Source organism: Geobacillus thermoleovorans, assembly GCF_001610955.1.
GTDB lineage: Bacteria > Bacillota > Bacilli > Bacillales > Anoxybacillaceae > Geobacillus > Geobacillus thermoleovorans.
Genome location: NZ_CP014335.1, coordinates 1 through 24,135 on the forward strand (window position 1 = coordinate 1; position 24,135 = coordinate 24,135).

15 protein-coding genes, 2 tRNA genes, 3 rRNA genes, 1 other RNA gene, 6 pseudogenes and 1 other annotated feature are annotated in these 24,135 nt (G+C 53.0%); of the genes and pseudogenes, 25 read left to right on the plus strand and 2 right to left on the minus strand.

Annotated features, from left to right (window positions below; genetic code table 11):
* Positions 1-740 (minus strand): annotated as a pseudogene (locus tag GT3570_RS19310) (YaaC family protein); the annotation flags it as partial.
* A gap of 125 nt (positions 741-865) precedes the next feature.
* Between GT3570_RS19310 and GT3570_RS18890 the strand changes: the two are divergent.
* The 6 genes and pseudogenes from GT3570_RS18890 to serS all read left to right on the plus strand — a co-directional run bounded on the left by GT3570_RS18890 (position 866) and on the right by serS (position 6,986).
* Entirely contained in the window at positions 866-1,333 is a 468-nt protein-coding gene (locus tag GT3570_RS18890) for an IMP dehydrogenase (protein ID WP_318258057.1), read from the plus strand.
* Positions 1,333-2,273 (plus strand): annotated as a pseudogene (gene guaB, locus GT3570_RS18895) (IMP dehydrogenase). Before GT3570_RS18890 ends, guaB begins: the two are co-directional and overlap by 1 nt.
* A 163-nt stretch (positions 2,274-2,436) precedes the next feature.
* Positions 2,437-3,793: pseudogene (locus tag GT3570_RS00015) on the plus strand (D-alanyl-D-alanine carboxypeptidase family protein).
* Between the two features lie 130 nt (positions 3,794-3,923).
* A pseudogene (gene pdxS, locus GT3570_RS00020) lies at positions 3,924-4,813 on the plus strand (pyridoxal 5'-phosphate synthase lyase subunit PdxS).
* 24 nt (positions 4,814-4,837) lie between these two features.
* Positions 4,838-5,427, plus strand: a pseudogene (pdxT, locus tag GT3570_RS00025) (pyridoxal 5'-phosphate synthase glutaminase subunit PdxT).
* A 9-nt stretch (positions 5,428-5,436) separates the two neighbouring features.
* Positions 5,437-5,657: a binding site (T-box leader), on the plus strand.
* A 54-nt stretch (positions 5,658-5,711) separates the two neighbouring features.
* Positions 5,712-6,986, plus strand: coding sequence for a serine--tRNA ligase (gene serS, locus GT3570_RS00030; RefSeq protein WP_011229529.1), 1,275 nt, complete (start codon positions 5,712-5,714; stop codon positions 6,984-6,986).
* Positions 6,987-7,207: 221 nt separating this feature from the next.
* Here the strand turns inward: serS and GT3570_RS00040 are convergent.
* Positions 7,208-8,493, minus strand: a pseudogene (locus GT3570_RS00040) (LysM peptidoglycan-binding domain-containing protein).
* 85 nt (positions 8,494-8,578) lie between these two features.
* On the opposite strand from GT3570_RS00040, the gene tadA reads away from it, so the two are divergent.
* From tadA to GT3570_RS00135, 19 genes are all read left to right on the plus strand, one after another.
* Positions 8,579-9,076: a tRNA adenosine(34) deaminase TadA gene (gene tadA / locus GT3570_RS00045; protein WP_011229532.1), complete on the plus strand. Its 498-nt coding sequence runs from the start codon at positions 8,579-8,581 to the stop codon at positions 9,074-9,076.
* 38 nt (positions 9,077-9,114) lie between these two features.
* An RNA gene (ffs, locus tag GT3570_RS00050) (signal recognition particle sRNA large type) lies at positions 9,115-9,379 on the plus strand.
* A 117-nt stretch (positions 9,380-9,496) separates the two neighbouring features.
* Positions 9,497-11,179, plus strand: a complete 1,683-nt coding sequence (dnaX, locus tag GT3570_RS00055; RefSeq protein ID WP_014194558.1) for a DNA polymerase III subunit gamma/tau — start codon at positions 9,497-9,499, stop codon at positions 11,177-11,179.
* A gap of 26 nt (positions 11,180-11,205) precedes the next feature.
* Entirely contained in the window at positions 11,206-11,529 is a 324-nt protein-coding gene (locus GT3570_RS00060) for a YbaB/EbfC family nucleoid-associated protein (RefSeq protein ID WP_020279743.1), read from the plus strand.
* A 9-nt stretch (positions 11,530-11,538) separates the two neighbouring features.
* Positions 11,539-12,135 (plus strand): recombination mediator RecR, encoded by a 597-nt coding sequence (gene recR, locus GT3570_RS00065; protein ID WP_011229535.1) that lies wholly within the window; start codon positions 11,539-11,541, stop codon positions 12,133-12,135.
* A 23-nt stretch (positions 12,136-12,158) separates the two neighbouring features.
* Positions 12,159-12,383 (plus strand): YaaL family protein, encoded by a 225-nt coding sequence (locus tag GT3570_RS00070; protein ID WP_012820427.1) that lies wholly within the window; start codon positions 12,159-12,161, stop codon positions 12,381-12,383.
* A gap of 78 nt (positions 12,384-12,461) precedes the next feature.
* Positions 12,462-12,725 (plus strand): pro-sigmaK processing inhibitor BofA family protein, encoded by a 264-nt coding sequence (locus GT3570_RS00075; RefSeq protein ID WP_011229537.1) that lies wholly within the window; start codon positions 12,462-12,464, stop codon positions 12,723-12,725.
* A gap of 246 nt (positions 12,726-12,971) precedes the next feature.
* Positions 12,972-14,529, plus strand: a 16S ribosomal RNA gene (locus tag GT3570_RS00080).
* 221 nt (positions 14,530-14,750) lie between these two features.
* Positions 14,751-14,824, plus strand: a tRNA-Ile gene (locus GT3570_RS00085).
* A gap of 6 nt (positions 14,825-14,830) precedes the next feature.
* Positions 14,831-14,906: transfer RNA gene (locus GT3570_RS00090), tRNA-Ala, on the plus strand.
* Positions 14,907-15,252: 346 nt separating this feature from the next.
* A 23S ribosomal RNA gene (locus GT3570_RS00095) occupies positions 15,253-18,182 on the plus strand.
* Positions 18,183-18,287: 105 nt separating this feature from the next.
* A 5S ribosomal RNA gene (gene rrf, locus GT3570_RS00100) occupies positions 18,288-18,404 on the plus strand.
* The 16S, 23S and 5S rRNA genes sit together here with 2 tRNA genes alongside, the layout of an rRNA operon.
* A gap of 152 nt (positions 18,405-18,556) precedes the next feature.
* Positions 18,557-18,763 (plus strand): sigma factor G inhibitor Gin, encoded by a 207-nt coding sequence (locus GT3570_RS00105; RefSeq protein WP_011229538.1) that lies wholly within the window; start codon positions 18,557-18,559, stop codon positions 18,761-18,763.
* Positions 18,764-18,933: 170 nt separating this feature from the next.
* Positions 18,934-20,367 carry an aminotransferase class I/II-fold pyridoxal phosphate-dependent enzyme gene (locus tag GT3570_RS00110; RefSeq protein ID WP_062899077.1) on the plus strand — a complete coding sequence of 478 codons (1,434 nt, stop codon included), beginning with the start codon at positions 18,934-18,936 and terminating at the stop codon, positions 20,365-20,367.
* A gap of 26 nt (positions 20,368-20,393) precedes the next feature.
* Positions 20,394-21,026 (plus strand): dTMP kinase, encoded by a 633-nt coding sequence (gene tmk, locus GT3570_RS00115; protein WP_014194560.1) that lies wholly within the window; start codon positions 20,394-20,396, stop codon positions 21,024-21,026.
* Positions 21,027-21,105: 79 nt separating this feature from the next.
* Positions 21,106-22,098, plus strand: a complete 993-nt coding sequence (holB, locus tag GT3570_RS00120) for a DNA polymerase III subunit delta' (protein ID WP_021322628.1) — start codon at positions 21,106-21,108, stop codon at positions 22,096-22,098.
* Positions 22,099-22,112: 14 nt separating this feature from the next.
* The gene (locus tag GT3570_RS00125) at positions 22,113-22,940 is read left to right on the plus strand and encodes a PSP1 domain-containing protein (RefSeq protein WP_012820432.1); all 828 of its coding nucleotides are present in this window, start codon (positions 22,113-22,115) and stop codon (positions 22,938-22,940) included.
* Positions 22,941-22,955: 15 nt separating this feature from the next.
* Positions 22,956-23,318, plus strand: a complete 363-nt coding sequence (gene yabA / locus GT3570_RS00130; RefSeq protein ID WP_011229543.1) for a DNA replication initiation control protein YabA — start codon at positions 22,956-22,958, stop codon at positions 23,316-23,318.
* Between the two features lie 60 nt (positions 23,319-23,378).
* Positions 23,379-24,128, plus strand: coding sequence for a tRNA1(Val) (adenine(37)-N6)-methyltransferase (locus GT3570_RS00135; protein WP_014194562.1), 750 nt, complete (start codon positions 23,379-23,381; stop codon positions 24,126-24,128).
* Positions 24,129-24,135: the final 7 nt, after the last annotated feature.

Consider the following 24,135-nt stretch of genomic DNA (forward strand, 5'->3'; position numbering starts at 1 on the left):
TGTACCGTCAAGATGGAATAAAAACGGACCTTCTCCGGCCGGCGACAGCGGCGATTCTATATGAAAATACAGAAATTCCCTTCTTCTTTGGCGAACGAAAGCCGCTTTCCTTGTCCTTCTTCACAGAGATATTGGACAAAGCGGGACAACGACATATGGTAGTGGTCCAAAATCACTTTTGGGATGGCGAGCATCGGCGGCGAAGCAGTATGTACAACAGGCAAGGATAACGGTTTTTTTCGCCGCTTAGAAGAAAAAACGTTTCATGCAACTCGCCAATTCGTTGCAACAGCGTGCCCATGCGAAATTTTTCCCCAGCTTCTTGTTTCACATGAAACATTTTTTCAGAAAAATGTGCGAATAAACCGTTTTTTTGTATTTTCACTTCATCATCTAAAAATTCGTAGCCTGTTTTTTTCGTTTTCTTGCTGATACACCATGGGCCAAGACCGATGTTGATTCCGGGTAGTCGGGGTCGACAGTGAGCAGGCATGCTTTTAAGAGCTGCACCATGCCGTAAAACAAGAGAACTGGCTTGATGGACAGCGGCGCCTGCTGGGCAGCGGCGTAAAAGTTTTGCCCGTGTTCCAGATAATATAAAATGGGTAACAGTTTGCATAACTGCGTTGGACGGCGTCATCCCGCTGCAGCTGTTGATAGCATTGCCGCAAAAATTGCTGCGCAGTATCGGCCGAGCGGAAAACAGAAAGGCGAAACAGTTGACCGTGATTTCCGAACATTTTTACCCCCCTTACATAGAATTGTCTTGAAATAACTGAAAAGTTGGACATTTTCTTGATTCCTTGACAGTAGTTTAACCAGTTGTTAAGCTACTAATAATATTTCCGGACAAGGGGGAGAAAACATGTGGGAAGCGAAATTCGCCAAGGAAGGATTGACGTTTGATGACGTTCTTCTCATCCCAGCGAAGTCGGACGTATTGCCGCGCGATGTTGATGTAACCACGAAGTTGAGCGATACGCTGCAGTTGAACATCCCGATTCTCAGCGCTGGGATGGATACGGTCACCGAAGCGGAGATGGCAATTGCGATGGCGCGTCAGGGAGGCCTTGGCATCATTCACAAAAATATGTCGATCGAACAGCAGGCCGAGCAGGTCGACAAGGTGAAACGGTCGGAACGAGGCGTCATTACGGACCCGTTTTTCCTAACGCCGGATCATCAAGTGTATGATGCAGAACACTTAATGAGTAAATATCGGATCTCGGGGTGCCGATCGTCAACAACCCCGAGGAGCAAAAATTGGTCGGCATTATTACGAACCGTGACTTGCGTTTCATTCAAGACTATTCGATTAAAATTTCCGAGGTAATGACGAAGGAAAACTTGATCACTGCTCCGGTGGGGACAACGTTGGAGGAAGCAGAGAAAATTTTGCAGCGACACAAGGTCGAAAAACTGCCTCTTGTTGATGAAAACGGTGTGCTGAAGGGATTAATTACGATCAAGGATATTGAAAAGGTCATTGAGTTCCCGAATTCGGCGAAAGATGCGAAAGGGAGGCTGATTGTCGGGGCGGCCGTCGGGGTGACGGCGGACACGATGATTCGCGTCAAAAAGCTTGTTGAGGCAGGGGTTGATGTCATTGTCGTTGACACGGCGCACGGCCATTCGAAAGGCGTCCTAGAGACGGTGGCCAACATCCGACGCCAATACCCGGACTTGAACATCATCGCCGGCAATGTCGCGACAGCTGAAGGGACGCGCGACTTGATTGAGGCTGGGGCGAACATTATTAAAGTCGGAATCGGTCGGGGTCCATCTGCACGACCCGGGTTGTCGCCGGGGTTGGTGTGCCGCAAATTACGGCGATCTACGACTGTGCGACTGAGGCGCGCAAACATGGCGTCCCGGTCATCGCTGACGGCGGGATCAAATATTCCGGCGACATTGTGAAGGCGATCGCGGCTGGGGCGCATGCGGTTATGCTCGGCAGCTTGCTTGCTGGTGTTTCCGAAAGCCCGGGTGAGACGGAAATTTACCAGGCCGCGCTTTAAGGTGTACCGGGGCATGGGATCGGTCGCAGCCATGGAGCGCGGCAGCAAAGACCGACTATTTTCAAGAAGATGCGAAAAAGTTTGTCCCGGAAGGCATCGAGGGGACGCGTTCCATACAAAGGGCCGCTTGCCGACACGATTTATCAGCTTGTCGGTGGGTTGCGCGCCGGCATGGGCTATTGTGGAACCCGCAATTTGGAAGAGCTGCGCGAAAAAACGCAGTTTATCCGCATGACGAGCGCGGGGCTTCGGTGAAAGCCATCCGCATGACGTGCAAAATTACGAAAGAAGCGCCGAACTACTCTGCTTTTTGATCGGAGTTGCGCCGATCGGCTCAACTTTGACGGAGACATGTCCTCCGTCTATTTTTTTGGCCGACGGTATGTTACAATAACGGTTGTGTGAGGAGGGTGTCATTGTGAGGAGGAGAAAACAAAACTGGTTGTTTTGGTTGCTGTCGATTTGCCTTTGTTTAACGTTTGGTCCGTTTCAACAGACGGTGAAGGCGGAAAGCGCCCCGCTTGACATCCGGGCGGACGCTGCGATTTTAGTGGATGCACAAACGGGAAGAATTTTGTATGAAAAAATATCGATACGGTGCTTGGGATTGCCAGCATGACGAAATGATGACCGAGTATTTGCTTCTTGACGCCATTAAGGCGAAGCGCGTCAAATGGGATGCAAATGTACACGCCAAGCGATTACGTGTACGGCTGTCGCAAGACCGGGCGCTGGTCCAATGTCCCGTTGCGAAAAGATGGCAAGTATACGGTGCGTGAGCTGTACGAGGCAATGGCCATTTATTCGGCGAAACGGGGCAACGGTCGCGATTGCTGAGATCATCGCTGGATCGGAGAAAAATTTTGTGAAATGATGAACGACAAAGCGAAAGAGCTTGGGCTGAAAGATTATAAGTTTTGTCAATGCCACAGGGTTGAGCAATAAGGATTTAAAAGGATTCCATCCGGAAGGGCAAGCACAAATGAGGAAAACGTCATGTCCGCACGTGCGATGGGCGATGCTTGCCTACCGGTTGCTGAAAGATTCATCCCGAAGTGGCTGAAAACAGCGAGCATTCCTCATAAAGTATTCCGGGAAGGAACAAAAGATGAAATCAAAATGGACACTGGAATTGGATGCTGCCTGGGCTTGTGTACGGATACGAAGGTGTAGACGGGTTGAAACCGGCTATACGGAATTTGCCGGCAACTGTTTCACCGGGCGGCGAAACGAAACGGCGTCCGCTTGATTTCGGTTGTCATGACGCGAAAGATGCGAGTGGGAAAACAACAAAAGAGGCGCGCTTTAAAGAGACAGAAAAACTATTTAACTACGGATTCAACCAATACTCCCTCGAGACGCTTTATCCAAAAGGGTACAGCTGAAAGGAAAAGAAACACTTCCGGTCGTGAAAGGGAAAGAAAAGAGGTTCGTGTCGCGACAGGAAAGAATCTGGAATTCTGCTTGTGAAAAACGGCGAGGAAAAACAATACAAACCTGTATATGTGTTGGACAAGAAAAAATGACAAAAGAAAGGAAAGCTAGTCGCCCCTTTGAAAAAAGGGGAAACAGTTGGATATATGACGCTCGAATATAAGGGGACGACTCCCTTGCCTTCTTAAGCCCAGACATGCAAAAAAACATCCGTGTGCCGCTTGTCACAACAGCTGAAGTCGAAAAGCCAATTGGTTTGTTTCTTTCGATGCGCGCGGTCGGCGGACTGTTTTGTTGATTTATGGACAAGCGTCGCCAAAACAGTGAAAGGCTGGCTGTAAAATCGACTCCCCTTGATGGGGAGCTTTTTTCCATTGTGATTTTTGTAAAAATTGAGGTAAAATAAAACAGTGGAATCGTCCTTTTGCATGCCTCGCAAAGCATAAGGATTAGGAATAGGGGGAATCAACGTTGGCATTGACAGGTACGGACCGCGTCAAACGCGGCATGGCGGAAATGCAAAAAGGCGGCGTCATCATGGACGTCGTGAACGCAGAACAGGCGAAAATCGCTGAAGCGGCAGGGGCTGTCGCGGTTATGGCGCTCGAGCGCGTCCCCGGCGGACATTCGCGCCGCTGGCGGTGTCCGCGCGCATGGCCGACCCGACGGTGATCGAAGAAGTGATGAACGCCGTTTCGATCCCAGTCATGGCGAAAGTGCGGATCGGTCACTATGTTGAGGCGCGTGTCTTAGAGGCGCTTGGTGTCGACTACATTGACGAAAGCGAAGTATTAACGCCCGGCTGATGAGGAGTTCCATATTGACAAACGGCAGTTTACCGTTCCATTTGTGTGCGGTTGCCGCGATTTAGGGGAAGCGGCGCGCCGCATTGCAGAAGGGGCATCGATGTTGCGGACGAAAGGAGAGCCGGGGACAGGCAACATCGTTGAGGCCGTGCGCCATATGCGCAAAGTGAACGCGCAAATTCGCAAAGTCGTCAACATGAGCGAAGATGAGCTTGTCGCTGAGGCGAAACAGCTCGGGGCTCCGGTTGAGGTGCTGCGCGAGATCAAGCGGCTTGGCCGCCTGCCGGTCGTCAACTTTGCCGCCGGCGGTGTCGCGACACCGGGCTGACGCTGCCTTGATGATGCACTTGGGTGCGGACGGTGTCTTTGTTGGGTCTGGCATTTTCAAATCGGAAAATCCGGAAAATACCGCCGCGCGCGATCGTAGAGGCGACGACTCATTACGAAGACTATGAATTGATCGCGCACTTGTCGAAAGGATTGGGCGGCGCGATGCGCGGCATCGATATCGCGACATTGTTGCCGGAGCACCGGATGCAAGAACGCGGCTGGTAAGCTAAATAAAGGAGCAAAGCAACGATGAAAATAGGTGTACTTGGACTGCAAGGAGCTGTGCGGGAGCATGTTCGCGCCATTGAGGCGTGCGGCGCCGAGGCGGTCATCCGTGAAAAAGCCGGAGCAGCTTGAAGGGTTGACGGTCTTGTGCTGCCGGGCGGCGAAAGCACGACGATGCGGCGGCTCATCGACCGCTATGGGCTGATGGAGCCGCTCAAGCAATTTGCCGCTGCCGGCAAGCCGATGTTCGGCACGTGCGCCGGGCTGATTTTACTGGCGAAACGAATCGTCGGTTACGACGAGCCGCACTTAGGTTTGATGGACATTACGGTGGAGCGGAACTCGTTCGGTCGGCAGCGGGAAGCTTTGAGGCGGAGCTGTCGATTAAAGGCGTCGGCGATGGCTTTGTCGGCGTCTTCATCCGCGCTCCGCATATCGTGGAGGCCGGGGACGGGGTCGATGTCTTGGCGACATACAATGACCGCATTGTCGCCGCTCGACAAGGACAGTTTCTTGGCTGCTCGTTCCACCCAGAGCTGACCGACGATCATCGATTGATGCAATACTTCCTCAACATGGTCAAAGAAGCGAAAATGGCGTCAAGCCTCAAGTAAAGTGATCAAGCGAAAGCGATGAGAGGAACGAGTAGCGGGATGCCTTCCTTATCAGAGAGCCGGTGGGCGGTGCGAACCGGCAGGGAGCTCCTGTGAATCCATCCTCGAGCAAAACGTTGAACGCCCAAAGGGCCAGTAGGCGTTTTCGGCCGCCGACGTTAACGGCAAAAGGGGAAGGCATAGCAAGCCTTCAATAAGGGTGGCACCGCGGGATGGCTCCCGTCCCTTTTTTGGGACGGGGGCTTTTTTATGTATAATATTGAATGGAAAAGGAGGTAAAAGCCATGCTGGATGTGAAAATATTGCGCACCCAGTTTGAAGAAGTGAAAGAAAAACTAATGCAGCGCGGCGGGGATTTGACGAACATCGACCGCTTTGAACAATTGGACAAAGACCGCCGCCGCTTGATCGCGGAAGTCGAAGAGCTGAAAAGCAAGCGCAACGATGTGTCGCAGCAAATCGCTGTCCTAAAGCGCGAGAAAAAGGACGCCGAGCCGCTGATTGCCCAAATGCGCGAAGTCGGTGACCGCATTAAACGGATGGATGAACAAATTCGCCAGCTTGAGGCGGAACTCGACGACTTGTTGTTGTCAATTCCAAACGTGCCGCACGAATCAGTGCCGATCGGCCAATCAGAAGAGGACAATGTGGAAGTGCGGAGATGGGGAGAGCCGCGTTCGTTTTCCTTTGAGCCGAAGCCGCATTGGGAAATCGCCGATCGGCTCGGTTTGCTCGACTTTGAGCGAGCCGCCAAAGTGGCGGGAAGCCGATTTGTCTTTTATAAAGGGTTAGGAGCGCGGCTTGAGCGGGCGCTCATCAACTTTATGCTTGACATCCATCTCGATGAATTCGGTTACGAAGAAGTGTTGCCGCCATATTTAGTGAACCGGGCGAGCATGATCGGAACCGGACAGTTGCCGAAATTTGCCGAGGATGCGTTCCATTTGGACAGCGAAGATTATTTCCTCATTCCGACCGCTGAGGTGCCGGTGACGAACCTGCACCGCGACGAAATTTTGGCCGCAGATGATTTGCCGATTTACTATGCGGCCTACAGCGCCTGCTTCCGCGCGGAAGCCGGGTCGGCCGGCCGCGACACGAGAGGGCTGATCCGTCAGCATCAGTTCAATAAAGTCGAGCTGGTAAAGTTCGTAAAGCCGGAGGACTCGTACGATGAATTGGAAAAGCTGACGCGCCAGGCAGAGACGATTTTGCAACGGCTCGGGCTTCCGTACCGCGTTGTCGCCTTGTGCACCGGAGACCTTGGATTCTCGGCGGCGAAAACGTACGATATTGAAGTTTGGCTGCCAAGTTACGGAACGTACCGGGAAATTTCGTCGTGCAGCAACTTTGAGGCGTTTCAAGCGCGCCGTGCCAACATCCGCTTCCGTCGGGATCCAAAAGCGAAACCGGAGTACGTGCATACATTAAACGGTTCGGGGCTAGCCATTGGGCGGACGGTCGCCGCCATTTTGGAAAACTACCAGCAAGAAGACGGCTCGGTCATCGTTCCGGAAGCGCTTCGTCCTTACATGGGGAATCGGGACGTCATTCGCTGAAAAAAAGGTGCTTGAGGCAAATCGTTGGTTGACTTTTCCCGACTGCCGTGTTATAGTGAATGACGTTGGCAATGAGGAACAAGAAGTCTTGTTCTTGGCCAAGACGATGATGAAGAGGACTGACGCGCATAAGAGGAGATTGTCATCTGAAACGGCTGACCGCCGAAAGCCGTTTCCCATCATAAAAAAACCCGCCGTTGACCGGCGGGTTTTTTATGCCTTTATTTTTTTACAACAGTAAATTGATCAGCGATCAGCAGCCAGTTTTGTGGAAAATCAATGCCAAGTTTCCAATAGCTGACCCGCGCAAACCAAGTTCCTTCACGAGATTAAATTTTGCTTGAATGGAGCGGGCGTCCTCAAACCATACTTCATGCTCGCGTCCGTTTTCGTCGCGATAGCGAAAATGCGGTGCCTGCGCCTCCGTATCGTATTCGATGGCAACGTTATACTTTGCGGCGAGGGCGATGGCTTGCTGCGGGCTGATGGCCTGGGCGTACGGGCCGCCGGGTACATATGGCAGCGTCCAGTCGTAGCCATACAAGTTTTGCCCCATCAAAATTTTTCCGGCTGGCATTTCAGAGATGGCGTACTCGAGAACGCGGCGGACCGGACCGATCGGGGACACCGGCATCGGCGGCCCGCCGCTGTAGCCCCATTCATACGTCATGATCACGACAAAGTCGACAATTTGTCCATGGGCGCGGTAGTCGTGTGCTTCGTACCAACGTCCGCGCTGGGTCGCGCTCGTTTTCGGCGCCAAGGCGGTCGACATCATCCACCCTTCTCGTGCAAACCGCCGTTTCGCTTTGCGCAAAAACGCATTATACGCCTCACGGTCTTCCGGGCGCAAATATTCAAAATCAAAATGGATGTCGCGGAAGCCATACCGTCTAGCGGTCGCGACAATGTTGTCGAGCAGACGATTTTGCAGCGTTTCGTTTGTTAACATAAGCGCGCCGAGCTCGTCGCTGAACTGCCCGTTTTCAATGTTGGCGACAACCATAACGAGCGTGACGCGGTTGGCGCGGGCAATATCCGGAAAGTCGTCAAGCGGCGGCTCTTGCAATGTCGCGTCGCGTCGGATCGCAAAATAAAAAGGACTCAAATAAGTCAAATACGGAGCGGCTTCGCGAGCGCTCGCCTCCAGCGCTGGGCTGACAGTCGCGCCGCGCGGTTCAATATAGGCGTTAAACTCCGCTCTTCGCTTGGCGCCGGGCGGTATATAAAGCCGCTGCCCGACCTTAAGCGGAGCGTTTAAGGAGAGGCGATTCACTTCGGCAAGCCGCTGCATTGGAATCGAAAATCGGCGTGCAATCGACCATAACGTGTCGCCGCGCTGCACCCAGTAAAAACGACCGACGATCGGGATCACGAGCGCCTGACCGACAACGAGTTTATCAGGGTTTGGAAGCTTGTTGGCCCGGACAATGTCTTCCGCCGTGGTCCCGTATGCCTCAGCAATTCCACTTAACGTTTGTCCACTCTGCACTACGTGGATTTGCATACTTGACCTCCTAGTTGCGTCTTTATTCTCCATATTCTATGATGAAAAGAAAGGAGAAATGACCGTTTGTGTGAAGGGGTATACGATGAACACCGACGAGTACTACATGCGATTGGCAATGGAAGAAGCAAAAAAAGCGGAGCAGATCGGCGAAGTGCCGATCGGCGCTGTCATCGTTCAAGACGGCCGCGTCATCGCCCGCGCTCATAATTTGCGGGAAACCGAACAACGCGCCATCGCTCATGCAGAAATTTTGGCAATCGATGAAGCATGCCGGGCAACCGGTTCATGGCGGCTTGAGCGGGCGACGTTGTACGTAACGCTTGAGCCGTGCGCCATGTGCGCAGGCGCCATTGTTCTTTCCCGCATCGAACGGGTTGTATTTGGCGCGTTTGACCCAAAGGGAGGGTGCGCTGGGACATTGATGAACTTATTGCAGGAAAGCCGATTTAACCATCAGGTTAAGGTGGTAAGCGGGGTGCTTGCTGACGAGTGCGGTTCGCTGTTGAGCCAATTTTTTCGACGATTGCGCGAACAAAAGAGAAATGTTGGCGGGAGTGCCAACGAAAATTCCGTCGATTGACATTGCATTTTTTCCGCTAACGAGCTATACTGATAGTGCCGTGCTAAGCGGGGAGGTAGCGGTGCCCTGTACTCGCAATCCGCTCTAGCGAGGCTGAATTCCTTCTCGAGGTTAGTCTGTTGCGAGGCCTGTCTCAAGCAAGTGGTGTTGACGTCTGGGTCCCGCGCAATGGGATTCCGTGAACCCTGTCAGGTCCGGAAGGAAGCAGCAGTAAGCGGATGCTCCCATGTGCCGCGGGGACGCCTGGGCTGAGCTAACTGCTTGAGCAACGCTCGGGGCAGCTAATCGACAGAAGGTGCACGGCCTTACATAGCGATAGGGAACAAAACCCACTCATGGCGAGTGGGTTTTTTGTTATTTCAAATTGCAATAGGAAGTTATATAATAGATAGGACGAGAGAAAGAGGAGGGCCGTTTTCCGTGGCATACCAAGCGTTATATCGCGTGTTTCGGCCGCAGCGCTTTGCGGACATGGTCGGCCAAGAACACGTGACCAAGACGTTGCAAAGCGCCCTGCTTCAACATAAAATATCGCACGCTTACTTATTTTCCGGCCCGCGCGGTACAGGAAAAACGAGCGCAGCGAAAATTTTCGCCAAGGCGGTCAACTGTGAACAGGCGCCAGCGGCGGAGCCATGCAATGAGTGTCCAGCTTGCCTCGGCATTACGAATGGAACGGTTCCCGATGTGCTGGAAATTGACGCTGCTTCCAACAACCGCGTCGATGAAATTCGTGATATCCGTGAGAAGGTGAAATTTGCGCCGACGTCGGCCCGCTACAAAGTGTATATCATCGACGAGGTGCATATGCTGTCGATCGGTGCGTTTAACGCGCTGTTGAAAACGTTGGAGGAGCCGCCGAAACACGTCATTTTCATTTTGGCCACGACCGAGCCGCACAAAATTCCGACGACGATCATTTCCCGCTGCCAACGGTTCGATTTTCGCCGCATCCCGCTTCCGGCGATCGTTTCACGGCTAAAGTATGTCGCAAGCGCCCAAGGTGTCGAGGCGTCCGATGAGGCATTGTCCGCCATCGCCCGTGCTGCAGACGGGGGGATGCGCGATGCGCTCAGCTTGCTTGATCAAGCCATTTCGTTCAGCGACGGGAAACTTCGGCTCGACGACGTGCTGGCGATGACCGGGGCTGCATCATTTGCCGCCTTATCGAGCTTCATCGAAGCCATCCACCGCAAAGATACAGCGGCGGTTCTTCAGCAGTTGGAAACGATGATGGCGCAAGGGAAAGATCCGCATCGTTTGGTTGAAGACTTGATTTTGTACTATCGCGATTTATTGCTGTACAAAACCGCTCCCTATGTGGAGGGAGCGATTCAAATTGCTGTCGTTGACGAAGCGTTCACTTCACTGTCGGAAATGATTCCGGTTTCCAATTTATACGAGGCCATCGAGTTGCTGAACAAAAGCCAGCAAGAGATGAAGTGGACAAACCACCCACGCCTTCTGTTGGAAGTGGCGCTTGTGAAACTTTGCCATCCATCAGCCGCCGCCCCGTCGCTGTCGGCTTCCGAGTTGGAACCGTTGATAAAGCGGATTGAAACGCTGGAGGCGGAATTGCGGCGCCTGAAGGAACAACCGCCTGCTGCCCCTCCGTCGACCGCCGCGCCGGTGAAAAAACTGTCCAAACCGATGAAAACGGGGGGATATAAAGCCCCGGTTGGCCGCATTTACGAGCTGTTGAAACAGGCGACGCATGAAGATTTAGCTTTGGTGAAAGGATGCTGGGCGGATGTGCTCGACACGTTGAAACGGCAGCATAAAGTGTCGCACGCTGCCTTGCTGCAAGAGAGCGAGCCGGTTGCAGCGAGCGCCTCAGCGTTTGTATTAAAATTCAAATACGAAATCCACTGCAAAATGGCGACCGATCCCACAAGTTCGGTCAAAGAAAACGTCGAAGCGATTTTGTTTGAGCTGACAAACCGCCGCTTTGAAATGGTAGCCATTCCGGAGGGAGAATGGGGAAAAATAAGAGAAGAGTTCATCCGCAATAAGGACGCCATGGTGGAAAAAAGCGAAGAAGATCCGTTAATCGCCGAAGCGAAGCGGCTGTTTGGCGAAGAGCTGATCGAAATTAAAGAATAAACCGTTTAAAGGAGGATGCCAAGATGATGCGTGGCGGAATGGGCAATATGCAAAAAATGTTAAAACAAATGCAAAAAATGCAAAAAGAAATGCAAAAAGCGCAGGAAGAGTTGGCGGAAAAAACGGTGGAAGGCACGGCGGGCGGAGGCATGGTGACCGTTGTCGCTAACGGTCATAAACAAATTTTGGAAGTAAAAATTAAAGAGGAAGTCGTCGACCCAGACGATATTGAAATGCTGCAAGATTTGATTTTGGCAGCGACAAACGATGCGTTGAAAAAAGCGGATGAGTTGGCTAATGAAATGATGGGGCAGTTTACGAAAGGACTTAACATTCCAGGGTTGTTCTAGGGGGGGCGTATGCATTATCCAGAACCGCTATCGAAGTTGATTGACAGTTTTATGAAACTGCCCGGCATCGGCCCGAAAACGGCTGCCCGCCTTGCATTTCATGTGCTGGCGATGAAAGAAGACACCGTGCTTGAGTTTGCCAAAGCGCTCGTTGATGTCAAGCGGCATATTCATTATTGCACGATTTGCGGACATATTACAGATACAGACCCTTGCTACATCTGCAAAGACGAGCGGCGCGACCGGACGACGATTTGCGTTGTTCAGGATCCGAAAGATGTCATCGCCATGGAGAGGATGAAAGAATACAATGGCCTGTACCACGTGTTGCACGGGGCCATCTCGCCGATGGAAGGCATCGGACCGGAAGATATTAAAATCGCCGAGCTGCTCACGCGATTGCAGGATGAGACGGTCCAAGAGGTGATTTTAGCGACCGACCCGAACATCGAGGGAGAGGCAACGGCGATGTACATCTCCCGCCTGTTGAAGCCGACAGGAATCAAAGTCACCCGCATCGCCCATGGCTTGCCGGTCGGCGGCGACTTGGAGTATGCGGACGAAGTGACGTTATCAAAGGCGTTGGAAGGGCGCCGTGAGCTATAGAGAGAAAGAAGGTGGGGATCGGTTTGTTATGGCGGCGAAAGGGGAAACTAAAGAGACAATTTGATGAGAAGTTAATGGCTGAACTACAAAAGGCTAGAACTGAATGGCTTGAGCAGAAACAACTCATCGAAAAAAGCGTCGATCCGTCTCCGGAGGTGCTGAGCGCATTGCAACTCGCTGAGGCCAAATATTTTTTCCTCCTCCGCGAAGCGAAGCACCGCCGCATCACACTTAAGGAAGTGCGTTAACTTCCTTATTTTTTTGTTCTTTTTTCCCCTGTTTCTCATACGTTGGTAGTACAAGCGTGCAAAAAGGGGGTTCAAACGTTGGAGCCGAAAGTCGTCATTACCGTGTTGCTAGCGCTTATCGCCGTTTTGCTTATCGTCGGCGCCCGTCTCAAAGCGCTTCGCCTGATCGGCTACGCTGCTATCCGCCTGATCGTCGGGGCGCTCGCGCTGTTTGTCATCAACGCCATCGGCGGGCATTTTAACATCCATATTCCGATTAACCTCGTCACCTCAATCGTTTGCGGATTTCTTGGCCTCCCTGGAGCGGCAGCGTTAATCGTGATTGACCGATATATTTTGTAGGCATCATTATTCAAGATGCCTTTTATTTTTTTGTTTAAAAGTTATTGACTTTTATATGACAATGCATTATATTAATTAATGTCGCTGTTCATGAAAGATATGTTGACAGCAAATTAAATGATATGTATAATGATAAAAGTGTGCAAGATAAACAAGTTCCTTGAAAACTAAACAAAACGCAAGCGTCATAAGAAAAGCGGAGGCCGCTTTGGCCGAAGCTGGACAATCCGAAAAGCCAATCAACTTTCTTTGGAGAGTTTGATCCTGGCTCAGGACGAACGCTGGCGGCGTGCCTAATACATGCAAGTCGAGCGGACCAAATCGGAGCTTGCTCTGATTTGGTCAGCGGCGGACGGGTGAGTAACACGTGGGCAACCTGCCCGCAAGACCGGGATAACTCCGGGAAACCGGAGCTAATACCGGATAACACCGAAGACCGCATGGTCTTTGGTTGAAAGGCGGCCTTTGGCTGTCACTTGCGGATGGGCCCGCGGCGCATTAGCTAGTTGGTGAGGTAACGGCTCACCAAGGCGACGATGCGTAGCCGGCCTGAGAGGGTGACCGGCCACACTGGGACTGAGACACGGCCCAGACTCCTACGGGAGGCAGCAGTAGGGAATCTTCCGCAATGGGCGAAAGCCTGACGGAGCGACGCCGCGTGAGCGAAGAAGGCCTTCGGGTCGTAAAGCTCTGTTGTGAGGGACGAAGGAGCGCCGTTCGAAGAGGGCGGCGCGGTGACGGTACCTCACGAGGAAGCCCCGGCTAACTACGTGCCAGCAGCCGCGGTAATACGTAGGGGGCGAGCGTTGTCCGGAATTATTGGGCGTAAAGCGCGCGCAGGCGGTCCCTTAAGTCTGATGTGAAAGCCCACGGCTCAACCGTGGAGGGTCATTGGAAACTGGGGGACTTGAGTGCAGGAGAGGAGAGCGGAATTCCACGTGTAGCGGTGAAATGCGTAGAGATGTGGAGGAACACCAGTGGCGAAGGCGGCTCTCTGGCCTGCAACTGACGCTGAGGCGCGAAAGCGTGGGGAGCAAACAGGATTAGATACCCTGGTAGTCCACGCCGTAAACGATGAGTGCTAAGTGTTAGAGGGGTCACACCCTTTAGTGCTGCAGCTAACGCGATAAGCACTCCGCCTGGGGAGTACGGCCGCAAGGCTGAAACTCAAAGGAATTGACGGGGGCCCGCACAAGCGGTGGAGCATGTGGTTTAATTCGAAGCAACGCGAAGAACCTTACCAGGTCTTGACATCCCCTGACAACCCAAGAGATTGGGCGTTCCCCCTTCGGGGGGACAGGGTGACAGGTGGTGCATGGTTGTCGTCAGCTCGTGTCGTGAGATGTTGGGTTAAGTCCCGCAACGAGCGCAACCCTCGCCTCTAGTTGCCAGCACGAAGGTGGGCACTCTAGAGGGACTGCCGGCGACAAGTCGGAGGAAGGTGGGGATGACGTCAAATCATCATGCCCCTTATGACCTGGGCTACACACGTGCTACAATGGGCGGTACAAAGGGCTGCGAACCCGCGAGGGGGAGCGAATCCCAAAAAGCCGCTCTCAGTTCGGATTGCAGGCTGCAACTCGCCTGCATGAAGCCGGAATCGCTAGTAATCGCGGATCAGCATGCCGCGGTGAATACGTTCCCGGGCCTTGTACACACCGCCCGTCACACCACGAGAGCTTGCAACACCCGAAGTCGGTGAGGTAACCCTTACGGGAGCCAGCCGCCGAAGGTGGGGCAAGTGATTGGGGTGAAGTCGTAACAAGGTAGCCGTACCGGAAGGTGCGGCTGGATCACCTCCTTTCTAAGGATGTTATTGACAAAATCGAATGGTTTGATTATAATGACGCTTGCTGTTTTGTTTGGTTTTGAGGGAATTGGTTATTCTCTCGGTTGTTTTGCGCCTGCGTCTGCGAGTGATTCAGCGGAGCTGGATTCCTCGGCGCAAGGCCGCAAAGAAGCTGACTCAAGGCAGCAGCCTTGTTTCGTTTTGAGGGAACTTATTGTTCCTTGCAATGTGTATATGGGCCTATAGCTCAGCTGGTCAGAGCGCACGCCTGATAAGCGTGAGGTCGGTGGTTCAAGTCCACTTAGGCCCATTGGATGGGGTCTTAGCTCAGCTGGGAGAGCGCCTGCTTTGCAAGCAGGAGGTCATCGGTTCGATCCCGATAGGCTCCACCATATCAAGGTAAGAGGTTTCAACGTAGTTGCTTTGCGTCTGCGTCTACAAGCGGATTCGGAGAAGCTGAATTCCTCGACGCAAACCAGCGAAGAAGCGAATTCAAAGGAGCTGCTTTGCGTCTGTGCCTGCGTCTGCTAGCAGGTTCAGGGAAGCAAGATTCCTCGATGCAAGACTGCAGAGAAGCAAATTCAAGAAGCAGTCTCGTTTGCGTCTGCGTCTACAAGCGGATTCGGAGAAGCCGAATTCCTCGACGCAAACCAGCGAAGAAGCGAATTCAAAGGAGCTACTTCGTTCCTTGAAAACTAGATAACCGATAAAGCAAAGGAAGAAGCCGAGAGCGCAATAGGTTAAGCTGGAAAGGGCGCACGGTGGATGCCTTGGCACTAGGAGCCGATGAAGGACGGGGCAAACGCCGAAACGCTTCGGGGAGCTGTAAGCAAGCGTTGATCCGGAGATGTCCGAATGGGGGAACCCACTGTCCGTAATGGGGCAGTATCCATGCCTGAATCCATAGGGCATGGAGGGCACACCCGGGGAACTGAAACATCTTAGTACCCGGAGGAGAAGAAAGCAACCGCGATTCCCTGAGTAGCGGCGAGCGAAACGGGAACAGCCCAAACCAAGAGGCATGTCCTCTTGGGGTTGTAGGACCGCTCACGATGGGAGTGAGAAAGGGACGGGGTAGACGAACCGGTCTGGAACGGCCGGCCAGAGAAGGTGAGAGCCCTGTAGTCGAAACTTCGTTCCCTCCCGAGCGGATCCTGAGTACGGCGGGACACGAGGAATCCCGTCGGAAGCAGGGAGGACCATCTCCCAAGGCTAAATACTCCCTAGTGACCGATAGTGCACCAGTACCGTGAGGGAAAGGTGAAAAGCACCCCGGGAGGGGAGTGAAAGAGAACCTGAAACCGTGTGCCTACAAGTAGTCAGAGCCCGTTGATGGGTGATGGCGTGCCTTTTGTAGAATGAACCGGCGAGTGACGATGGCGTGCGAGGTTAAGCCGAAGAGGCGGAGCCGCAGCGAAAGCGAGTCTGAACAGGGCGTGTGAGTACGTCGTCGTCGACCCGAAACCAGGTGATCTACCCATGTCCAGGGTGAAGGCCGGGTAACACCGGCTGGAGGCCCGAACCCACGCACGTTGAAAAGTGCGGGGATGAGGTGTGGGTAGGGGTGAAATGCCAATCGAACTTGGAGATAGCTGGTTCTCCCCGAAATAGCTTTAGGGCTAGCCTCGGGTTTGAGAGTCTTGGAGGTAGAGCACTGATTGGGCTAGGGGCCCCAAACGGGTTACCGAACCCAGTCAAACTCCGAATGCCAATGACTTATGCCCGGGAGTCAGACCGCGAGTGATAAGATCCGTGGTCGAGAGGGGAACAGCCCAGACCGCCAGCTAAGGCCCCGAAGTGCACGTTCAGTGGAAAAGGATGTGGAGTTGCCGAGACAACCAGGATGTTGGCTTAGAAGCAGCCACCATTTAAAGAGTGCGTAATAGCTCACTGGTCGAGTGACTCTGCGCCGAAAATGTACCGGGGCTAAACGTGCCGCCGAAGCTGCGGGATGACCGTTGGTCATCGGTAGGGGAGCGTTCTAAGGGCAGAGAAGCCAGACCGGAAGGACTGGTGGAGCGCTTAGAAGTGAGAATGCCGGTATGAGTAGCGAAAACAGAGGTGAGAATCCTCTGCGCCGAAAGCCTAAGGGTTCCTGAGGAAGGTTCGTCCGCTCAGGGTTAGTCGGGACCTAAGCCGAGGCCGAAAGGCGTAGGTGATGGACAACAGGTTGAGATTCCTGTACCACCTTCTTCCCGTTTGAGCGATGGGGGGACGCAGGAGGATAGGGCGAGCAGGCGGCTGGAAGAGCCTGTCCAAGCCGTGAGGCTGATCCGCAGGCAAATCCGCGGATCATAAGGCTAAGCGGTGACGGCGACGGAGTAATCCGGAAGTCCCCGATTTCACACTGCCAAGAAAAGCCTCTAGCGAGGGAAGAGGTGCCCGTACCGCAAACCGACACAGGTAGGCGAGGAGAGAATCCTAAGGCGCGCGGGAGAACTCTCGTTAAGGAACTCGGCAAAATGACCCCGTAACTTCGGGAGAAGGGGTGCTCTTTGGGGTGAAGAGCCCTGAAGAGCCGCAGTGAAAAGGCCCAAGCGACTGTTTATCAAAAACACAGGTCTCTGCGAAGCCGAAAGGCGACGTATAGGGGCTGACACCTGCCCGGTGCTGGAAGGTTAAGGGGAGCGCTTAGCGGAAGCGAAGGTGCGAACCGAAGCCCCAGTAAACGGCGGCCGTAACTATAACGGTCCTAAGGTAGCGAAATTCCTTGTCGGGTAAGTTCCGACCCGCACGAAAGGTGTAACGACTTGGGCGCTGTCTCAACGAGAGACCCGGTGAAATTATACTACCTGTGAAGATGCAGGTTACCCGCGACAGGACGGAAAGACCCCGTGGAGCTTTACTGCAGCCTGATATGGAATTTTGGTATCGCTTGTACAGGATAGGTGGGAGCCTGGGAAGCCGGAGCGCCAGCTTCGGTGGAGGCGACGGTGGGATACCACCCTGGCGGTATTGAAATTCTAACCCGCACCCCTTAGCGGGGTGGGAGACAGTGTCAGGTGGGCAGTTTGACTGGGGCGGTCGCCTCCCAAAAGGTAACGGAGGCGCCCAAAGGTTCCCTCAGAATGGTTGGAAATCATTCGGAGAGTGCAAAGGCACAAGGGAGCTTGACTGCGAGACGGACAGGTCGAGCAGGGACGAAAGTCGGGCTTAGTGATCCGGTGGTTCCGCATGGAAGGGCCATCGCTCAACGGATAAAAGCTACCCCGGGGATAACAGGCTGATCTCCCCCAAGAGTCCACATCGACGGGGAGGTTTGGCACCTCGATGTCGGCTCATCGCATCCTGGGGCTGTAGTCGGTCCCAAGGGTTGGGCTGTTCGCCCATTAAAGCGGTACGCGAGCTGGGTTCAGAACGTCGTGAGACAGTTCGGTCCCTATCCGTCGCGGGCGGAGGAAATTTGAGAGGAGCTGTCCTTAGTACGAGAGGACCGGGATGGACGCACCGCTGGTGTACCAGTTGTCCCGCCAGGGGCACCGCTGGGTAGCTATGTGCGGACGGGATAAGCGCTGAAAGCATCTAAGCGTGAAGCCCCCCTCAAGATGAGATTTCCCACCGCGCAAAGCGGGTAAGATCCCTCGAAGATGACGAGGTCGATAGGTCCGAGGTGGAAGCGTGGCGACACGTGGAGCTGACGGATACTAATCGATCGAGGGCTTGACCTATGAGCGGCTTCTTCCAACGGTTATCTAGTTTTGAGGGAATGAACATCCTGTTGACAAATCCAACAGGATGGATATAATAATTACTGTCCAAGATGATCATCATTGCCTAGTGGCTATGGCGGAGGGGAAACACCCGTTCCCATCCCGAACACGGAAGTTAAGCCCTCCAGCGCCGATGGTAGTTGGGGCCAGCGCCCCTGCAAGAGTAGGTCGCTGCTAGGCAATAAACGAGCAGCCAGTTGCATTGGTGCAATTGGCTGTTTTCGTTTTTTGAGGAAAAAACGATAAGGACCCGCTCAATGTCTCTCTTCCTTTCATCTACTAGTATAGAATGTTAGCAATGTGGGAAACATAGAGGATGGGAGGTGGAGAGCGTGAGGACATCAATAGCAGACCGGAATCAACGCGAACATGTATGCATCGTTTGTGAACAGGAAAAAAAGGAAGGGATTTTCCTTTTTGGCCATTTTCTTTGTTTGGACTGCAACCGGGCGATTGTGCAAACGAATACGGACGACCCGAACTACTCGTTTTATGTGCGGCAGCTGCGCAAAATGTTTACATCGAAAATTCACTCGTAATCAGGGCCTGCATTTGGGCCTGTTTTTATTTGCGATTGACGCGACTCGTGCGTTTTTTCGGGCGTTTGTGATACTATATGTTTGATGTTTCTCCTGCATATCCCATGCATTTCGGCAGTCTGCCCGGATGATGGCCGTTCTGGGACAGACAGCAAGGAAAGAGGATGATGATGGATCAAACGAAAACTCCTTTATATGACGCTCTCGTGCACCATTGGGCGCGCCGCCCGGTTTCGTTTCACGTGCCGGGACATAAATACGGCGCTTTGTTTTCGAAACGAGGGAGAGATATGTTTGCGCCGCTGTTGGCGTTGGATGCGACGGAAATTTCCGGCTTGGATGACTTGCATCATCCTGAGTCGGTGATTGCCGAGGCGCAGGCGCTGGCGGCGGAGCTGTATGGCGTTAGGGAGACGTTTTTCCTTGTGAACGGTTCGACGGCAGGGAATTTGGCAATGATCGCCGCCGTGTGTGATGGAAAGAGGAAGAAAGTGATTGTACAACGCAATTGCCATAAATCGGTGATGCATGCATTGCAACTCATGGAAGCCACTCCTGTTCTACTTGCTCCCGAGTTTGATCGTGATGTGTGTGTCGCTTCGCACATTCGTCCTAAAGCGGTCAAAGAGGCGTTGGCGCTTCATGATGATGTTGCTGCGGTTGTATTGACGAACCCAAATTATTATGGAATGGCCGCCGATTTGACAGAAATCGTCCGTCTAGTTCATGAACATGGCATTCCGGTGCTGGTTGATGAGGCGCATGGCGCCCATTTCGTTGTCGGCCCCCCTTTTCCGACATCGGCGCTTCGCTATGGCGCCGATGTTGTCGTGCAGTCGGCGCATAAAACGTTGCCGGCGATGACGATGGGAGCGTTTTTGCATGTAAACAGCGAGCGGGTTGAGCTTGAGCGGTTGAAATATTTTTTGCAGTTGTTTCAGTCAAGCAGCCCGTCTTACCCGATTATGGCGTCGCTCGATTTGGCGCGGAGTTATGTCGCCCAGCTTTCAAAAAGCGATGCGGCGGCGATCGTGGCAGAAATTGAGAAGTTTAAAGCAGCCTTGGCCGATATTGACGGGGTGGCAGTCGTTTGTTCCCGCCATTTTGGCGTACAGACCGACCCGCTGAAAGTAACGGTGCAGACGCGCTGTTCCTTGACCGGGTATGAACTGCAACGTTGGCTTGAGCGCGAAGGGGTGTTTGTCGAGCTTGCTGATCGAATGAACGTGCTTTTCGTTTGCCCGCTGGCGGTAACCGGGCGGCTTCAGGAAGCAGCGGAGAAAATCAAACGAGCGTGGCGCGATTTGCCAGATGGCGAGGCGCCGGTGTGTGACGCTTCGCCTTTTCTCGGACCGCCGCTATCGGTTTTAGTCCCGTATAATGAACTGCGCCATTTGCGGACAAAAGCTGTGGCGCTCGAGGAAGCTGAAGGATATATAGCGGCGGAAACGGTCATTCCATATCCGCCTGGGGTGCCGCTCGTGTGGGTCGGAGAACGGATCGGCCGCGGCCATATTGAACAGATCCGCCAGCTTCTTTGTCAGCGGGCGCACATACAAGGCGGAAGCCGGCTGAAAGATGGTCAGCTGGTTGTATACGAATAGGAAGGATGGAAAGGATGCCGCGAGTGATGAACGGATGCTTTTTTTCGTTTGAAGGGCCGGAAGGAGCCGGCAAAACGACGATGATCAGCAAATTGGAGTCGTTGTTGCGTGAGCGGGGGATTGACGTCGTGGCGACGAGGGAACCGGGCGGGGTGCGCATTGCCGAGGCGATTCGCTCAATCATTTTAAACCGTGATTATACGGAAATGGACGGGCGGACGGAGGCGCTTTTGTATGCGGCGGCGCGCCGGCAGCATTTGCTTGAGAAAATCGTGCCGGCGCTTGAGGCTGGGTGCGTCGTCCTTTGCGACCGGTTTGTTGACAGTTCCCTCGCCTACCAGGGATTTGCCCGCGGGCTTGGCATTGAGGAAGTATGGAAAATTAATGAGTTCGCTATTGATGGGTATATGCCGTCGCTGACGATTTATTTTGATATCGATCCGCAAATTGGGCTTGAACGAATCCGACGAAACCGCAGCCGGGAAGTGAATCGGCTTGACCTTGAAACGTTGTCTTTTCATGAGAAGGTGCGAGAAGGGTATCGGGAACTCGCCAGACGGTTTGCCGACCGCATTGTCGTCATCGACGCGAACCGCCCGCTTGATGATGTATTCGCTGAAACAACGGCCGCGGTGCTTTCCCGTTTGAAAGGAAGATGACAGCGCCATTTCCATGAATCCGACCGTGATGATTCCTAGTGGACATGATAGAATAGAAATAAGAAATCAAGGAAGAGTGATGGCGATGCGATGGGAACAGCTAGCGAAACGCCAGCCGGTGGTGGCGAAAATGCTGCAAAGCGGCTTGGAAAAAGGGCGGATTTCTCATGCGTACTTGTTTGAGGGGCAGCGGGGGACGGGCAAAAAAGCGGCCAGTTTGTTGTTGGCGAAACGTTTGTTTTGTCTGTCCCCAATCGGAGTTTCCCCGTGTCTGGAGTGCCGCAACTGCCGGCGCATCGACTCCGGCAACCACCCTGACGTCCGGGTGATCAGCCCAGACGGAGGATCAATCAAAAAGGAACAAATCGAATGGCTGCAGCAAGAGTTCTCGAAAACAGCGGTCGAGTCGGATAAAAAAATGTACATCGTTGAGCACGCCGATCAAATGACGACAAGCGCTGCCAACAGCCTTCTGAAATTTTTGGAAGAGCCGCATCCGGGGACGGTGGCGGTATTGCTGACTGAGCAATACCACCGCCTGCTAGGGACGATCGTTTCCCGCTGTCAAGTGCTTTCGTTCCGGCCGTTGCCGCCGGCAGAGCTCGCTCAGGGACTTGTCGAGGAGCACGTGCCGTTGCCGTTGGCGCTGTTGGCTGCCCATTTGACAAACAGCTTCGAGGAAGCACTGGCGCTTGCCCAAGATAGTTGGTTTGCCGAGGCGCGAACATTAGTGCTACAATGGTATGAGATGCTGGGCAAGCCGGAGCTGCAGCTTTTGTTTTTCATCCACGACCGCTTGTTTCCGCATTTTTTGGAAAACCATCAGCTTGACCTTGGACTTGATTTGCTTTTATATTTATACCGCGATTTATTGCATATTCAAGCCGGGCAGATGGACGGCGTGTTATACCGCGATCAGCTGGACCGCCTGCAACGATGGGCGCTTGCTTGCCCGCAGCGGCGGATTTTGGCTGGCATGGAAGCGATTTTACAAGCGAAAACGCGTTTAAATACAACAAATATGAGCACAGCGTTGCTTGTTGAGCAGCTCGTTCTTCAATTAAAGCGGTAAAGGAGGGAGAGCCGTTGTATACGGTAGTCGGCGTCCGTTTTAAAAAAGCAGGGAAAATTTATTATTTTGACCCTGGCGATGCCGTTATTCCCGTCGGCGAATTCGTCATTGTCGAGACGGTCCGAGGCATTGAGTACGGAAAAGTCGTCATCGCCAATAAACAAGTCGACGAAAACGACATCGTGCTGCCGCTCAAAAAAGTGATCCGCGTGGCGAATGAGAAAGATAAATGGATTGTAGAAGAAAACAAAAAGGCGGCGCGCGAGGCGTATGACATTTGCTTGCGCAAAGTGGAGGAGCACGGGCTGGAAATGAAGCTCGTCGATGTGGAATATACGTTTGACCGCAATAAAGTGATCTTTTATTTCACTGCCGATGGGCGCGTCGATTTCCGCGAGCTTGTGAAAGACTTAGCGTCGATTTTCCGCACGCGCATCGAGCTGCGGCAAATCGGGGTGCGCGATGAGGCGAAAATGCTTGGCGGCATCGGGCCGTGCGGCCGCATGCTTTGCTGTTCGACGTTTTTAGGCGATTTTGAACCGGTGTCGATCAAAATGGCGAAAGATCAAAACTTGTCGCTCAATCCAACGAAAATTTCCGGGCTGTGCGGCCGGCTGATGTGTTGCCTGAAATATGAAAACGAAGAGTATGAGACGGCGAAAGAACAACTCCCGGATTTAGGGGAATATGTCGAAACACCGCACGGCTTCGGCAAAGTCGTCGGCTTGAACATTTTAGAGCGGGTGTTGCAAATCGAGCTTCCAGAATTCGGACGGGTCGTCGAATATACACTCGATGAGCTGATGAAAAACGGGACGTTGTCCATTCGCGTCGCGGATTAATTTGGGGTGGGGCCAGTGGAAAAAGTAGATAAAAAAGAAGTGTTTCGATCAGTGGCCAATATGGAAGAGCAACTTAGTTATTTTTACCGCGAGCTGGTGCAGCTGAAACAGCGCGTAACGGAGCTGTTAGAAGAGAATCACCAGCTGCAAATCGAAAATGCTCATTTGCGCCGTCGGCTTGAACAATTGTCAGAAGCATGGGAAGAAGGCAAACGAAAAGGGGACAAACATGGCAAAAAACTCATCGACATTGGCGAAGGGTATGACAATTTAGCCCGCCTTTACCAAGAAGGGTTTCATATTTGTCACATCCATTACGGAAGCATTCGCACCGAGGGCGATTGTTTGTTTTGCTTGTCGTTTTTGAACAAAAACTAAAGGCAGCGCCACCCTTTCCGTTTCGGAAAGGTTATTTTTTTCAATGGAGGATCGTGCGTCATGGTGGAATTGTACGAGGATGAACGGCTCGATTATTTGTTTAACGAAGAGCTCCGCATCATTCAAAGTCCATCTGTATTTTCGTTTTCCCTTGATGCCGTGCTCCTTGCTCATTTTGCCTATATGCCGATTCAAAAGGGGCAGATTGTTGATTTGTGCACGGGCAACGGGGTGATTCCCCTCTTGTTGAGCCGGCGAACAAAAGGGACGATCATCGGCATCGAAATTCAAGAACGGCTTTGCGACATGGCGAGGCGAAGCGTGCAATACAACGGGCTTGAAGGACAAATCGAGATCATACACGGCGACATTAAAGAAGCGCCGCAACGGATCGGTTACAGCCGGTACGATGTCGTCACGTGCAACCCCCCGTATTTTCCGGCAGTCGGCAAAGACGAACTGAGCAAAAATGAACATATCGCCATCGCCCGCCATGAAATTTATTGCACCCTAGAGGATGTGATTCGAGTCAGCAGCCAGCTGTTGAAGCAAGGAGGGAAGGCGGCGTTCGTCCACCGGCCCGGGCGGCTGCTTGATCTTGTGACGCTCATGCGCCAATACCGTCTTGAGCCGAAACGGCTCCGCTTTGTGTACCCGAAAGAGGGCAAAGAGGCGAACATGATTTTAATTGAAGGGACAAAAGACGCAAGCCCGGACTTAAAAGTGTTGCCTCCGCTTGTCGTGTATAATGAGAATAACGAATATACTGAGGAGACGAAGCGGATCTTATATGGCATTATTTCATCTTAAAGGGGCG